The organism is Sphingobacterium alkalisoli (assembly GCF_005049105.1).
In the GTDB taxonomy this organism is placed as follows: domain Bacteria; phylum Bacteroidota; class Bacteroidia; order Sphingobacteriales; family Sphingobacteriaceae; genus Sphingobacterium; species Sphingobacterium alkalisoli.
Map to the genome: position 1 here is coordinate 1,006,638 of NZ_SUKA01000001.1, position 11,852 is coordinate 1,018,489.

Sequence of the window (11,852 nt, forward strand, 5' to 3'; positions counted from 1 at the left end):
AGCGATATTAGGCATATACTTGATTAGCCAGTTTGGCTGTTGTGAGATTTCCAAAGCTCCGACCTTTTCTCCAAATAAAGCTTGTCTCCATCAAAAATATTCTGTAAGTTATCTGGGAAGTAACTCGGTCCTACGGTAGATTTACCTGCTCCGTTAGATCCAGTTATTACAAAAAGTTCGGGTATTAATAGAGATCGAAACGGTTTCTAAGCTGTATTGTTTCCGACTCGTCCAAAATATGCATGGTCTCAAAATCGCTGCCATTGTTAGACTGTTTTACCAGATGTATTTTACCATTAGGATATTCCATATAACACAGTTTTCTTTCCATACCTGTTACATTGATCATGAAAGGTAATCCGCTTTTCAATCGGTTAGCTCTGAGTGCTTTCACAGCCATCGAGCCTCTCTTAACCTGCTCTCGAAGTGATAGTACATTCATAGTTGTTTAGTTTTAATACCAAATTTAGCTAAAAGGCTTTGCATTTACAAGCCGAAGCTCTAGAGATGGTACATTCCCTAAACTTTGACAGGCCGCCCTGTATCCATTAATCCAACAAGTACACGTCCACCCTTGGTATTAACAAATGCCGATAGCGATTCGATAACTGTATCGTTAAAGGAACTTTTAAACTCCGTGTGTATATCTTCTTTTATTGGTTTGGCCATCTGAAATTCAGTTTATGGTCTTTTAAAAAGTGCTTCGTCCTCACTCTTTCTGATCAGTTTTCCTTTCTTTACCGCATATTCAATCACCGCGGTAAAATCTTTGGAACCCCAGTTCTTTCCGGCCTTGCCACCGCAGTACTGTGCGATTTCTTTAGACGTATGCCAATCATTAAAGAATGGATCGTTTTCTTCTTCAAGTAATAGGTATAGAATGCCGGTTTGTTTTAGCTCCGTAGGTTCTATTTTAACAACAATCTTTTCTATCATTTCTTCCTTGAAATTGACAGGAGGATAAAAGTCACTGACAGTATAGCTAATATCTTTACCTTGTTCGCTAGCTATCTTTGTAAAAGCTATGGCAAGTTTGTTTAAATGTTTGTCGTGATACCTTTCCGTTCGAAAGTTACTTTCAACTGAGCCTAAAAGATTACTGTCAGAACTAAGATCTAAAATATCTTGAATGTCTTTTTGACTTAAACCTAGATTCACTCGCAATAGCCTGATCACATTAATTATGAAAAGATGTATCGAGCTAATTTTCACAGGATTTTCCATTTTATGAAAGTCCTGTTATTCTTGTAAATAATATTAACCGAAATAAATTTGTAATGTTATATATATTTTATTATGTTTGCTTTATGAAATGATTAAGCAATTAATCAAGGTGTTTAACTAGAAGAGTCTCGGTAACAAATTCCGACAATTTGATCCAAAACGAGACGATAGGAGGATGCCTATGGCGACTTTTACGTACTTTTGTACGGCTATAGCGTCATGGGCCCTATCGTGAGCCGTTTTTGGAGGGCGTCGGAACCCTGTTACGCGGTTGATAGGAGCCCGGCTATAGTTCCTTCCATTCCTGAGACTCACTTAAATAAAAGTGAGTTATGAAAATTACAAAAAAGCAACTTTACAAAAATCTAAAAACCGCCCCCGAATAGTTTCGGTAGGGCTTAACTCCGTTTGCGGAGTTCCTTTATCCGTAAATGCGAAAGATAAACCCTATTAATCTTTTTTATTATGCTCGCTGAAATCGCATTCGGATCCAATTTTAATAAATTTTTTAACTGGCAGAGGTCGGTCTGTATAGCTGAGTGTCCGTGAAGGTGTAATGTGTGTTTGGGAAAGGGAGGACTTAAGTTTTACATGTTACTGCCTTTGCACAACACACCAAAAGAATGCGAAAATTACGCAAAGGGGATTGCTATGCGCTATTGCGAGCTGTCAACATTGCCCTAAACACAATAAGAAGATTGCGATTTCGCTCCGCTCATGATGACGGAGAAAATAGTTTTTGGAAACTACCGGATCGTGTCCGATTAGATGACCAAGATATTTGCCCAAAAAATCCGCGAAATAACTACTTATTTCTGCGAACTGTTTGTGAAACTGTATTTAATGTATTTAAACGCAGTTTTCAAAACCGTGAAAGGTTTATACAAAATCCGCGAACCGGAAAAATTAATGTAACAAATAGCGATTCTTTAGGTAGCATTTTACGAATATGTTGCCTGTTTTTCATATGTGTGTTGTTTAGTGATGCCCAGGCGCAGTCCGCTGGAGAGCGGATTGCAAACGGGTTAGGGGAGGTGCAGCCAATTATTGTGGGACAGAACGTACCGGACGACTTTTGGACCAAAGAACATCTTTTCTATAGCAACGGGGACACCGTCCGTAAAACGATGAGAGAATTTAAAGGAAAACCGATGATCATCGATTTCTGGGCAACCTGGTGTATTTCCTGTATTCAGGGGCTTCCAAAATTATCCCTGTTGCAGGATAAATATAAAGGCCGGCTTAATGTGCTTCTTGCGAATTCGAGGGTTACAAGAGACGACTATTCAAAGATCCATTCGATGAAAGATGATATCCTCAGAAAAAGCAATTTGACAACTGTTTATAACGACGACTATCTGGCGAGTGTATTCCATTATGTGGCTATTCCGCACTACGTCTGGATCAATCCCAAAGGGGTAGTATCAGGTGTTACTTTCAGCGAATTTGTAAACGAAGATCAGGTAGAGGTATTTATCAATTATAACCAAAAATATGAAAAACGTAATCAGTAGTATTGCAGCCATATTGCTTACTGTCACGGTATTTGCACAGCAGCACTATCGGGGTACGATTAAACAACAGGATGGATCGCCCATCTCATTTGCCACCCTGCGGATAAATGAAACAGATCGTGTGTTTACGACGGATAGCTTAGGCAGGTTCAATATCTCCGCGACAGGAGGGGAGTTAGAGGTTGTGGTATCTGCTGTCGGTTATAAACCCCAAAATATAACGTTGGATGCGGGGCAAGGTGATACCGATATTGTTCTGGTGCCCACGGAAAATGTTATCGAAGAAGTCCTTGTCAATACAGGTTACCAGATATTACCCAAAGAAAGGGCTACTGGAAGCTATGGACAGATCTCAAATTCGGAACTTAATACCATGACAACCGTTAATATCCTGGAACGACTGGAAGGTAAGGTCGCTGGATTGCAATTTGACAACCGCTCCGGAACATCGGTTATCAATGTTCGCGGACTCAATACATTCAGTTCCGGATCTTCAAAGCCGCTGATCGTACTGGATAATTTCCCATACGATGGTGATCTGAACAATCTGAATCCCAATGACATCGAATCGGTTACCGTCCTAAAGGATGCCGCGGCAAGTTCGATCTGGGGTTCCAGAGCAGGTAACGGAGTCATTGTCATCACCACTAAGAAAGGGAAGGATTCCTCCCGAGCGGCGGTAAATATCATGGGCAATGTACTAATAACCCAAAAGCCGGACCTGTTCTATACACCAAGCATATCGAGCTCAGACTTTATGGAGGTAGAGCGGATGCTCTTTGATAACGGGTTCTATGACAGGGCTTATAGCAGTTCGACGAAGCAGCGGACGGTGTTTTCGCCCTTGATAGAATTGCTCTATGCAAATAAGGACGGTAAGGTCACAAAGGAGGAACTAGAGCAAAAAATGGACTATTGGTCGGCCAGGGATTACAGAAATGATTATAGTAAACACCTGTTGCGCAATGCGCTTGGACAACAGTACTTTGCAACGGTGGAAAGCAATACGGAGAAGAATAGGATGCAGGCCAGTTTGGGATTTGATCATAATAACGGGGCGCAGATAAAAAGTAACAGCGAGCGATATACATTTCGGCTCTCTAATGAAACCACATTGAGTAAAAAGCTTAGTATGTTAGTTAATGTTGCGTACACGGAGTCGGTAAATAAAAACAGTGCAACTTTCCCGAGCAGCAATCTTATCCCGGGAGGCACACGTAATGCAATCTATCCATACGCTGAGCTGATAGACGCGGGAGGTAACCCGCTGGTAATTGCCAAGAACTTCAACCGTGCGTTTGCTGATACGGCAGGAGCCGGTAAATTATTGGACTGGACGTATATGCCGCTGGAAGACGTAGACAAATCAACAGCGCGCACCCGCTCCGGGCACATAGCCGCCAACTTGCAGCTGCGCTATAGAATTTTGGAGTCACTGAGTGGAGAGCTCACATACGGATACGAGAACCAGTCGGGAAAGACTTCGTTACATTATCAGGAAGAATCCTTTCATGCAAGGGATCTAATTAACCGATTTTCACAGATCGTCAATGGCGAAGTAAAGTATAATCTACCAAGGGGTGGAATACTCAATAATGCCACCAATCACCTCCAGGCACACCGGATCAGAGGGCAGCTCAATTTTAATAAGAAATGGGCGCAGCGTCATGGTTTTAGCTGGTTGCTGGGCGGTGAGATATCTTCTTCCAATACAACTCAAGATTCGTACGGGGTGTACGGGTATGACGAAGGTGTGATGACCAGCAAGAATGTTGATTATATCAACCGCTTTCCGATCTATGGTAATCTGGCCGGCAGCCAAACTATCCCTTTCTATACCGGTTATTCAGATAGAATGGTGCGCTATGTATCCATGTATTCCAACCTGCAGTACGATTTTTTAGAGAAGTATAGTATTTCGATGTCTGCGCGAAGGGATGCGTCCAACGGGTTTGGTTCAAAAATAAATACGCGCTGGAACCCGTTATGGTCCACGGGGCTGGCATGGCATGTATCTAAGGAGAAATTTATGGAAAATATAGCGTGGCTCGATATGCTGAAACTGCGTTCCACCCTCGGCGCAGGTGGTAACGCGGTGGGAAGCTCTTCTTTGGAAGCCACCCTCGTTTTTAGCAGCAATTCACCATATACCAACCTGCCTTATGCACAGGTTTTTAATCCACCGAATCCATCGCTGAAATGGGAAACTGTCAGGATGCTGAATTACGGTCTAGATTTCGCTCTGTTGAACAACCGTTTGTCAGGTGCTGTTGAATTTTATAAAAAGCGATCTTATGATATTCTTTCTCAGGATGTCGTAGATCCTACAAGTGGCTTTCTTACAATGACCAAGAATGTAGGGGAGATCGAGAGCAAAGGTGTGGATATAAACCTGAGGGGCAGCATCAGTATCGATAAATTTCGCTGGAATCCCCATCTCAATTTTTCCTACGCCTCGAATACCATCACCAGTTTTAAAGGGGGGATAGGTACTACGACAAACTATGTGAACGGCGGTGTACAGATCACTCCGATCGAAGGAAAACCACTGTATCCCGTTTTCTCCTATAAGTTCGCAGGATTGGATCCGGAGAACGGTGATCCACAGGGGTATTTGAAAGGGGAGCTTTCAAAAAACTACGCCCAGATGCTTGCGGATTCGTTGCAGTACCTCAATTTTCATGGAACGGCACTTCCACCATATTACGGTGCATTTAATAATGATTTTTCGTATAAGAACTTCACGCTGAGTATGAATATTCTTTTTAAATGGGGACATTATTTTAGGAAAGAATCTATCAGTTACACGGCACTTTTTAACAGCTGGACCGGCCACGGTGATTTTGAAAAGCGATGGCAAAAAACGGGAGACGAAACAATGACCACGGTACCTTCAATGGTGTATCCCGGCGATGCCAATCGCGACAACTTTTATGTGAGATCTGATGCCAATATCGAACGGGGCGATCTGATCCGGTTCCAGAGCGTGAGACTATCCTATAATACCAGCCTCAAAGTTAATCGCTATGCAATCCGGGGTTCGCTCTTCGTCGGGGCCAATAATCTGGGTGTTATCTGGAAGAAAAGTGAGTCTACGCTAGATCCGGATTATCTCGCAATGCCGAGTCCTAAGGTTTTTACAGCAGGCCTAAATTTTCAATTGTAATTAAATAGACAAAAAATGAAATTATTGAATAAAATAAAATATTATGTGCTGGGTATAATATGTACCATGACAGCGACCGGCTGCGAAGAATTTTTGGATCAGCGTATTTCGCATTCTAGTAAGGTAGCCTCTTCGCTAAGCGACTTACAGGCTTTATTGGATGCTGAAAATTTCATTAATCTGGGAGGATATCCTTTCTTACTGGAAGTCGGTACCGATGATTATCAAATGGATCACAATAGCTTGGGCAACCTGACGGCTTTTGATCAGAGTACATATAAATTTATATGGACAGATCTGTACCCACCTGTGTATCTGGGTGTATGGGTCAATTCTTATAAACCTATTTCCATTAGCAATATTGTCATGGAAAGCCTGGAAAAAATGGGACAGACCGAAAGCGCTGCCGGGCGAAATATCAGAGGGCAGGCTTTGTTCCACCGAGCTTTTGGACACTTTATGTTGGCACAGGTTTTCTGTCTTCCTTACGATAAGGATGGTACGAATGCCGGTCTGGGTATACCGCTGAGACATTCTTCAGATGCAAATATCAATTCGCAAAGGAGCACCATTAAGGAAACGTATGATGACATATTGAAAGATATGAATGAAGCCGTAGTGCTGTTGAACGAGACAAACGGCTACCTATCACGTCCGAATACGGCATCTGCTTATGCTGCTTTATCCCGAATCTATCTTGCGATGGAATTATATGACGAATCCGAACGTGCTGCTACAGCATGTCTAGCCAGACAGAACACATTGATAGATCTGAACACCATTGACCTGGGTGCCAATTATCCCTATAATGCCATGAATGTAGAAACGATATTTTTTGCTTGTGGCAGTGGCTCTAGTTTATTGAGTCCCAGTCGTGGTTCCGTCGTGTCTACTGAGCTGTACAACTTGTTCGAACCGGGTGACTTGAGACTTCAATCTTATTTTAGAAGCGAAGGTGATAACGGATATTCATTCAAAGGGAATTATATGGGCTTTGGTTCCGGGACTATTTTTTCCGGATTGACAACCTCGGAAGTTCTTTTAAACCGTGCGGAATGTTATGCTAGGGGGCGGGAATCCGCGAAGGCGCGAGCAGATTTAAATAGGTTGCTCATAAACCGGATTGATAAGGCTTCGTTTAAGCCGGTTGATGAGGATGATACTGATGTACTTCTAAAGTTAATTTTGGATGAGCGCAGGAAAGAACTTATTAATAGAAGTATACGGTGGTTAGATCTAAGGCGGCTCAACAAAGATGAGCGATTTAAAAAGACGATTGTCCGTACACTCGTAGATCAAGGTGTAAGCAAAGAATACAAATTATTGCCAAATTCGGAAAGTTACGTTTTTAAAATACCGAAGGATGTTATTGATATTACAGGGATGCACCAAAACTAAATAAGCGACAAAAGTCCGAAAACATAATATTTTCGGACTTTTGATTTTGCTTACGATAGACTACAGGCCTTTGAAACTTTGTACGGTTTCATTAGCTTGCGGTGTCGAACCGCTGAACGCATCATTAATACGTTGGGTAATTGTTCTCGGCTCCGGTTCACCGTCAACCTCTACTTCGGCATTCATATCCGGTTGATTCGGATTCGCAATTGAAGCAGGTGCATTTAGTTTACAAACAGTTTCCTGTAAGATACCACATGGTTCACCAGAACTCAGGCTGTACTTGCTCGCATCCGTGGGTGAATCTGTCGGTCCGCCGTTATAATGCCAAGTTTGATTCAGCATTTTTGTTGGAGCAGTTTCTTTTATTGCTACACCCGTTGCCCCTTTCTTGTCCTTTTTAGGTGGATCAATTTCGCCTGCTTGCGAAGTAAAAATTAAACCCATCATAAATAATCCTAATGTAATGGCGCGTAGCCAATTGTTTTTTAAAGTTGCCATAGGCATTATATACACTTTTAACTCAGTGCGAGCTTTAGTTTACAAAGATTAAATCAGTATTTCTTTTTCTGCATTTCGGTTTTGCCTCACAGGAATGCGATCGAGGGTTCCGTATCGGCCAGGCATTTCTCCCCGAAACGCGATTGACCAGTGTAGTAGATAATTGGCTGCTAACGCCGGAATAGTGCATACTTACGCGGATACTTGATTCTATTCGCAGTTCTCTGAGGAGCGCGGGGCGCAAGATAGGCGTGCGTGCATAGCAGTACCCATACCATACTTCCCTGCACGCCAAAACTCGACATGTACCGCCCATGCAGCTTCGTCCATAGGGACTGTGCAAGTCTCTCTAACTTTACGAGGACAGCCTTGCTTTTTAATATCACTGTCTGATAGCGGTTCATATTTTGTTCATTTTTCTTTACTACATTTTTTTCCTATCTGGCCCGGACTGGGCTGCGTCCTCGACGCAGCCTGCCCCTTGGCTTTATTTGTACTATATCGCTGTACCCGCGTCCCTGTGTCTCGACATCCGTGACCACACCAACGTATCGGCGGATAGCAGTAGCCGGTCTCACTGCCTTTTTCTACCTTGTCGAAACTCTACCACCGGAATAGTGGCTGTCATCCCGATACGCTCAACCTATTTTTTAGCTTAATTCGCTCTACTCTTTATATCGATGTCTCACTTTTCAAAGTTGAGTAATAAAATCTGCCTGAGATCATGCTCCTAGAGACAGAGATTAGGGGTGATTTTTTACAAACGACTAAAGCCTCGTTGCACAGTGCTGATAGATACATCGATTAAATCGGCCTGTTCCTGTTGCCATAGTATAGAACAGAGTTCTGGCAAATCACGGGCAAACCGCAGGTAGCGCTCCATAGCATCCCGCTCAAATGCTAAGGGGCGCAATTTGTCCAGCAAAGCTTTCTTCTTATTGACCAGCTGTCTGGAAAATTCATCCAGTCCAAGGTGTTTGAAGCCTTCAAGTGCTAAGCTGGTATATGGAATGGACACAAGGAGACCGGAACGTAAGGCTATGATATCGCCTTCCGCCGGCGTTAGGCTATGCGTGTGCTTAGTGGTAAATAGACCGTAGGTTGGCGGGGCTATAGCCAAGAGTTGCTGTTTCTTTTTTTTGGGAGTAAGCTTCCGCCGTGCCAGGATTCCCTCCGAAACAAAATAGATTTTCTTCTGGCGATCTCCTTCCGCATAGAGTATCTGTTCACTTTTAACAATATGCGCGGTGCAGTTTTCTTTTAGCCATCGTGCGTGTTCCTCACTTATCGGCCGATGTTTTGACCAGTAGTTCAAAAGCAGGTTAAACGCCTTTGTTTTGCTGTAATATTTGCTCATAATTCGTTATTTTTTGTTTAGTTCTTGGTGTTTGCTCTATTCGCCATCAAACCGATCGGCGATGTTTGCGTAGTCTCTCCAGAGACTTTAGCCTCCTTTCCTTGTATTGAAGGTGGGAGGGAAGGAATCGTACTTGCGAGATACCTCGCCTCGCCTTCAAGGGGTGAATAATTGGAAATGATCGTATTTTTGTCGGGGAAGTACCAGCTGCATAGGTTATACCAGATCATGAGGCTCGCAAAATGGTACAATCCCATGGTTAAGGCTATGTTGACATGTAATCCGATAATGCCTGCTAAAAAAGTACGACGGTACCCACCCGCTCGCCAGATCAAGGGATAGCACAACTCAAGCAGGATAACAAACCAGCCGCTTACTATCCAGATCTCCTTATAACTTCCCCACTTGGTCGGAATCGGAAACAGGGCGCCTGGAAAGGGTTGTTGTACGGCCCGCCAAAGTGCCTCCCCATCGTACCAGCTCGCGCCAATGGCTTTCCCTAATCCACCAAACAGATACACCACCGTGAGCTGCCAGCGTAAGAGTTTTAAGGTATGCGGAGATTTTGGGGAAAGACAGCAGATCAGCAGGCCGGTCTGTGCGAGGTAGTCTACGCCGTAAGACCAGTTGGGATCATTGATCCACAACCCATGATGCAGTATCAATAAGAGAATACTGGCTAAACGGCCGTGATACCGTAGTGTCATTGCTGCACAGCATAAGAGGTAGGCTAGCGCAATCCATCGAAGATAATCTGCCGCCATATAGATGTTCCAACCTGTATCCGATTGGTGCAACTGGAGCAAACGGTTGTCGATAATCCCATCCTGTCCATACAGTATTGGTAAATCGGACCAAAGTTGGATCATCTCCCAACCCAGGATCAATCCCATCCCCTGTGGTAACAGGCGGCTCCAAATGGGTGTGTAGGGTGTCGTATTGATATCGGTATGTCTTAAGGTTAATCAATTGCTTTTTCAGTTCTATCTGCTCGGTATGCTCCCGCAGTGACGGTATATGTTGCACCATGATCCGGTGTACTACCGGGCTGCCGGGATAGCGTTTGGCCAGTTGCATCGTTAATGACCGTTGTACCGCGTAGGCAAAGGCCGTGTCCACTTCACTGTTATGCTCTTTTGCGCCTATCCAGACCTGCTGATGGTCCATAAAGCTGCGATAGCGGATCTTCGCACTACGGCTGCGCAATAACGGATGACTGTAATAATGCAGTTCACCATTAGGGTCGGCAATATAGAAGTGGCTGCGGTACGTACTCGCTACCGAAGGACTATAAAAACTGTATCCACCATGGATACCAGCCCACTCGGCGTAGCGAGGTACAAACGATGTAGTCCTGATAGGCTCCCATACTCTGTTGAAGTACAGTGGGGCTACACCCCACGCGACAACGATTGTACTGCTCGACAAATGAGCAAGATTGTACAATACGCTGATGAGAATGTGTAGCTCCCAGCACTTCGACAACAGTCGGCGGTACCAGCTCACCATTGCGCCTTACTCCTGCTCCATAATTTCTTGTACGGCCGGGGCAACGGCCGTCGGCTCATCTCTGGAAAAAAGAATTTTGGTCTTGAAAACATCAGGATGCAATTGAAGTAAGGCATCGGATACTTCGACGGTCTGCGGCTGAGACTCCGTCGTTAAAAATGGAAGAGCCTGAAATAGGCAAAATGCACAGCCAATGAGGGCAGCGTAGCGTAGCGATTTGTTTTTTATGTTCATGTGTTTAGTTGTTTGTAATACCGTAAATATGGCTTTTACAGCATTGATCGGCCATACTGTTGGTGAAAACCGACACATTTATGAGGATTTTTGTAAATTAGCGGTACAACCTAGTAAAACAAGAAACCAGAATGTCTACGTTTTCAGCAATTATTATAGAAGACCTCCCGCTTGTTCAGGAGCAGATGAGAAGGGTGATTATGGGGACAAAACTGTTCCATGTGGAGAAGAAGTGTTATACTTCCGTCGAAACCGCAATAAAAGCATTGAAGAACCGTCCCGTAAAAGTTGACTTTGCATTTGTGGATGTCGAACTAGACGGTATGTTGGGTACGGAGGGGGTAAGTAAGTTACGCCCTTATGTCCGCTTTATCATCCTATGTTCGGATTACCGGGAAAAACATGCCGAAGAGGGACACGATGTCCGTCCGGATGCTTTTTTCAAGAAGCCCCTGTTCCAGGAGGATATCCATGAGTTGGTACGGGATTTACAAAAACGGGAAACCTGGCGGCCGAAGGACCCTATTTCTATCTTGGTAAGACGACCCCACGACAAAAGAATCGAAGAAGAGAAGGATGACGACAGGGAGCATGCCGGGCATCCGGTGAGGGAATTGACCAGAGTGGCACTGGAAGATATCGTGAGGGTAAAGCGTAAAGTCAAAGAGGAGAAGCGGGAAGGAAATGAGATCGATTTTTATGGGCTGGATCCTACCGGACATTATTATTTACTGGGAAGTATGCGTACATCGCTAAAGGCTTTCTATCAAGACTACGAACGTTTGAATATCTTTTTGTTTGTAACATCCTCGGTGATGTACCATAAGGATTATGTTAAGGATATTTCGTTAAGCACTGTGAAACTCAAAAATGGAGTAAAAGTCGATGTGAACAGAAGTCGCCGTTCCTACATCGAAAAATTCATAGCCAGTGAAAAGTCGCCTTAATA

General features: G+C 43.8%; 13 protein-coding genes. 4 read left to right on the forward strand and 9 right to left on the reverse strand.

The window, feature by feature from the left end; all coding sequences use genetic code 11:
• Positions 1-184 precede the first annotated feature (184 nt).
• The 3 genes from FAZ19_RS03790 to FAZ19_RS03800 form a co-directional block, all read right to left on the reverse strand.
• Positions 185-442, reverse strand: coding sequence for a hypothetical protein (locus FAZ19_RS03790; RefSeq protein WP_136819251.1), 258 nt, complete (start codon positions 440-442; stop codon positions 185-187).
• Positions 443-519: 77 nt separating this feature from the next.
• Positions 520-669: an ATP-binding protein gene (locus FAZ19_RS03795; protein ID WP_136819252.1), complete on the reverse strand. Its 150-nt coding sequence runs from the start codon at positions 667-669 to the stop codon at positions 520-522.
• A 12-nt stretch (positions 670-681) separates the two neighbouring features.
• Entirely contained in the window at positions 682-1,224 is a 543-nt protein-coding gene (locus FAZ19_RS03800) for a hypothetical protein (RefSeq protein WP_136819253.1), read from the reverse strand.
• Between the two features lie 623 nt (positions 1,225-1,847).
• On the opposite strand from FAZ19_RS03800, the gene FAZ19_RS03805 reads away from it, so the two are divergent.
• The 3 genes from FAZ19_RS03805 to FAZ19_RS03815 are packed head-to-tail and all read left to right on the forward strand — an operon-like array spanning position 1,848 to position 7,302.
• Positions 1,848-2,738, forward strand: coding sequence for a TlpA family protein disulfide reductase (locus FAZ19_RS03805; protein ID WP_136819254.1), 891 nt, complete (start codon positions 1,848-1,850; stop codon positions 2,736-2,738).
• On the forward strand, positions 2,719-5,904 hold the full coding sequence (locus tag FAZ19_RS03810) for a SusC/RagA family TonB-linked outer membrane protein (protein WP_136819255.1): 3,186 nt from the start codon (positions 2,719-2,721) through the stop codon (positions 5,902-5,904). The genes FAZ19_RS03805 and FAZ19_RS03810 overlap by 20 nt, the downstream gene beginning before the upstream one ends.
• A gap of 15 nt (positions 5,905-5,919) precedes the next feature.
• A complete protein-coding gene (locus tag FAZ19_RS03815) occupies positions 5,920-7,302 on the forward strand; it encodes a RagB/SusD family nutrient uptake outer membrane protein (RefSeq protein ID WP_136819256.1) in 1,383 nt (460 codons plus the stop codon).
• Positions 7,303-7,362: 60 nt separating this feature from the next.
• Here FAZ19_RS03815 and FAZ19_RS03820 read toward each other — a convergent pair whose 3' ends face one another.
• The 6 genes from FAZ19_RS03820 to FAZ19_RS03845 form a co-directional block, all read right to left on the reverse strand.
• A complete protein-coding gene (locus tag FAZ19_RS03820; RefSeq protein WP_136819257.1) occupies positions 7,363-7,803 on the reverse strand; it encodes a hypothetical protein in 441 nt (146 codons plus the stop codon).
• A gap of 170 nt (positions 7,804-7,973) precedes the next feature.
• Positions 7,974-8,207 (reverse strand): hypothetical protein, encoded by a 234-nt coding sequence (locus tag FAZ19_RS03825; protein WP_136819258.1) that lies wholly within the window; start codon positions 8,205-8,207, stop codon positions 7,974-7,976.
• A 353-nt stretch (positions 8,208-8,560) separates the two neighbouring features.
• Complete coding sequence (locus FAZ19_RS03830) at positions 8,561-9,160, reverse strand: Crp/Fnr family transcriptional regulator (RefSeq protein ID WP_136819259.1); 600 nt, start codon at positions 9,158-9,160, stop codon at positions 8,561-8,563.
• Positions 9,161-9,177: 17 nt separating this feature from the next.
• Positions 9,178-9,867 carry a hypothetical protein gene (locus tag FAZ19_RS03835; protein WP_136819260.1) on the reverse strand — a complete coding sequence of 230 codons (690 nt, stop codon included), beginning with the start codon at positions 9,865-9,867 and terminating at the stop codon, positions 9,178-9,180.
• Positions 9,794-10,669, reverse strand: a complete 876-nt coding sequence (locus FAZ19_RS03840; protein ID WP_136819261.1) for a hypothetical protein — start codon at positions 10,667-10,669, stop codon at positions 9,794-9,796. Before FAZ19_RS03840 ends, FAZ19_RS03835 begins: the two co-directional genes overlap by 74 nt.
• Positions 10,670-10,675: 6 nt before the next feature.
• Positions 10,676-10,903, reverse strand: coding sequence for a hypothetical protein (locus FAZ19_RS03845; RefSeq protein WP_136819262.1), 228 nt, complete (start codon positions 10,901-10,903; stop codon positions 10,676-10,678).
• Between the two features lie 131 nt (positions 10,904-11,034).
• Between FAZ19_RS03845 and FAZ19_RS03850 the strand changes: the two genes are divergently transcribed.
• A complete protein-coding gene (locus tag FAZ19_RS03850) occupies positions 11,035-11,850 on the forward strand; it encodes a response regulator (protein WP_136819263.1) in 816 nt (271 codons plus the stop codon).
• Positions 11,851-11,852: the final 2 nt, after the last annotated feature.

What these genes read in the sequence shown, in the direction of transcription:
- FAZ19_RS03790 (WP_136819251.1), bottom strand. Translation starts at nt 442, where the DNA reads ATGAATGTACTATCACTTCGAGAGCAGGTTAAGAGAGGCTCGATGGCT.
- FAZ19_RS03795 (WP_136819252.1), bottom strand. Translation starts at nt 669, where the DNA reads ATGGCCAAACCAATAAAAGAAGATATACACACGGAGTTTAAAAGTTCC.
- FAZ19_RS03800 (WP_136819253.1), bottom strand. Translation starts at nt 1,224, where the DNA reads ATGGAAAATCCTGTGAAAATTAGCTCGATACATCTTTTCATAATTAAT.
- FAZ19_RS03805 (WP_136819254.1), top strand. Translation starts at nt 1,848, where the DNA reads ATGCGAAAATTACGCAAAGGGGATTGCTATGCGCTATTGCGAGCTGTC.
- FAZ19_RS03810 (WP_136819255.1), top strand. Translation starts at nt 2,719, where the DNA reads ATGAAAAACGTAATCAGTAGTATTGCAGCCATATTGCTTACTGTCACG.
- FAZ19_RS03815 (WP_136819256.1), top strand. Translation starts at nt 5,920, where the DNA reads ATGAAATTATTGAATAAAATAAAATATTATGTGCTGGGTATAATATGT.
- FAZ19_RS03820 (WP_136819257.1), bottom strand. Translation starts at nt 7,803, where the DNA reads ATGGCAACTTTAAAAAACAATTGGCTACGCGCCATTACATTAGGATTA.
- FAZ19_RS03825 (WP_136819258.1), bottom strand. Translation starts at nt 8,207, where the DNA reads ATGAACCGCTATCAGACAGTGATATTAAAAAGCAAGGCTGTCCTCGTA.
- FAZ19_RS03830 (WP_136819259.1), bottom strand. Translation starts at nt 9,160, where the DNA reads ATGAGCAAATATTACAGCAAAACAAAGGCGTTTAACCTGCTTTTGAAC.
- FAZ19_RS03835 (WP_136819260.1), bottom strand. Translation starts at nt 9,867, where the DNA reads ATGACACTACGGTATCACGGCCGTTTAGCCAGTATTCTCTTATTGATA.
- FAZ19_RS03840 (WP_136819261.1), bottom strand. Translation starts at nt 10,669, where the DNA reads ATGGTGAGCTGGTACCGCCGACTGTTGTCGAAGTGCTGGGAGCTACAC.
- FAZ19_RS03845 (WP_136819262.1), bottom strand. Translation starts at nt 10,903, where the DNA reads ATGAACATAAAAAACAAATCGCTACGCTACGCTGCCCTCATTGGCTGT.
- FAZ19_RS03850 (WP_136819263.1), top strand. Translation starts at nt 11,035, where the DNA reads ATGTCTACGTTTTCAGCAATTATTATAGAAGACCTCCCGCTTGTTCAG.